Source organism: Nocardia sp. NPDC049190, assembly GCF_040648115.1.
In the GTDB taxonomy this organism is placed as follows: domain Bacteria; phylum Actinomycetota; class Actinomycetes; order Mycobacteriales; family Mycobacteriaceae; genus Nocardia.
On sequence record NZ_JBEZDE010000108.1, the window covers coordinates 1 to 1929 of the forward strand.

The following is a 1929-nucleotide window of genomic DNA, read 5'->3' on the forward strand; positions in this document are numbered from 1 at the left end:
CGCCGGTTTGTGGTCAGGTTTTGTTGGTGTGGATGGTGGTGAGGATGGTGGGGTCGAGGAGGGTGGAGGTGTCGCCGGGTTGGCGGCCTTCGGCGATGTCGCGGAGGAGGCGGCGCATGATTTTGCCGCTGCGGGTTTTGGGGAGTTCGGGGACGATGTGGATTTCTCGTGGTCGGGCGATGGGGCTGATGTGGGTGGCGACTTGTGTTTTGAGTTCGTTGGTGAGGGTGTCGCCGGTGTTGGGGGTGTCGGTGGTGAGGATGACGAAGGCGACGATGGCTTGGCCGGTGGTGGTGTCGTGGGCGGCGACGACGGCGGCTTCGGCGACGCCGTGGTGTCCGACGAGTGCGGATTCGACTTCGGCGGTGGAGATTCGGTGGCCGGAGATGTTCATGACGTCGTCGATGCGGCCGAGTATCCAGAGGTCGCCGTCGGTGTCGAGTTTGGCGCCGTCGCCGGCGAAGTACCAGCCGTGTTCTCGGTATTGGTGCCAGTAGGTGTCTTGGTAGCGTTGGGGGTCGTTCCAGATGCCGCGGAGCATGGCGGGCCAGGGTTGGTCGAGGACGAGGTAGCCGGTGGTGTCGGTGTTGGTGGGTGGGGTGGGGTTGCCTTGTTCGTCGACGATTTGTGCGCTGATGCCGGGTAGGGGGGTCATGGCGGCGCCGGGTTTGGTGGTGGTGATGCCGGGGAGGGGGGAGATCATGATGGCGCCGGTTTCGGTTTGCCACCAGGTGTCGACGATGGGGGTTTTGTTGGCGCCGATGTTTTCGTGGTACCAGCGCCAGGCTTCGGGGTTGATGGGTTCGCCGACGGAGCCCAGGAGGCGGATGCTGGTGAGGTTGTGGGCGGCGGGGATGTGTTTGCCCCATTTCATGAAGGTGCGGATGAGGGTGGGGGCGGTGTAGTAGATGGTGACGCCGTATTTTTCGATGATTTGCCAGTGGCGGTGTTCGTCGGGGTGGTTGGGGGTGCCTTCGTAGAGGATTTGGGTGGTGCGGTTGGCCAGGGGTCCGTAGACGATGTAGCTGTGTCCGGTGATCCAGCCGATGTCGGCGGTGCACCAGTAGATGTCGTGGTCGGGTTTGTGGTCGAAGACGGTGTGGTGGGTGTAGGCGGTTTGGGTGAGGTAGCCGCCGGTGGTGTGGAGGATGCCTTTGGGTTTTCCGGTGGTGCCGGAGGTGTAGAGGATGAACAGGGGGTGTTCGGCGTCGAAGGGTTGGGGTTGGTGGTGGGTGGGGGCGTGGGTGATGGTGTCGTGCCACCAGAGGTCGCGGTGTGGGGTCCAGGGGATGTCGGTGCCGGTGCGGCGGACGACGAGGACGTGTTCGACGGTGTGGGGGGTGTGGTGGAGGGCTTCGTCGACGGCGGTTTTGAGGGGGTGGGGTTTGCCGCGGCGCCATTGTCCGTCGGTGGTGATGACGAGGCGGGCGCCGGCGTCGTCGATGCGTTGGCGTAGTGCGGTGGGGGAGAAGCCGGCGAAGACGACGGAGTGGGTGAGGCCGAGGCGGGCGCAGGCGAGCATGGCGATGACGGCTTCGGGGATCATCGGCATGTAGATGGCTACTCGGTCGCCGGGTTGCAGGCCGAGTTCGGTGAGGTAGTTGGCGGCTTGGCTGGTTTCGGTGAGTAGTTGTCGGTAGGTGATGGCGCGGGTGTCGCCGGGTTCGCCTTCGAAGTGGATGGCGATCTGGTCGCCGTGTCCGTCGAGGACGTGTCGGTCCAGGCAGTTGTAGGCGATGTTGAGGGTGCCGCCGACGAACCATTTCGCGATGGGTGGTTGGCTCCAGTCGAGGACTTGGTGGAAGGGGTGGTGCCAGTGCAGTCGGGCGGCTTGCTCGGCCCAGAACGCTTCTCGGTCCTGGGCCGCGCGCTGGTAGAGGGAGGCATCGGCATTCGCCGCGGCAGCGAACTCCGCACTCGGCGGGAAGG

General features: G+C 64.9%; 1 protein-coding gene. It reads right to left on the minus strand.

What is annotated here, in order from left to right; translation table 11 throughout:
• Window positions 1-13: 13 nt before the first annotated feature.
• The coding region (gene acs, locus AB0B25_RS32085) for an acetate--CoA ligase (RefSeq protein WP_357187588.1) at window positions 14-1929 on the minus strand (1916 nt) is incomplete at its 5' end.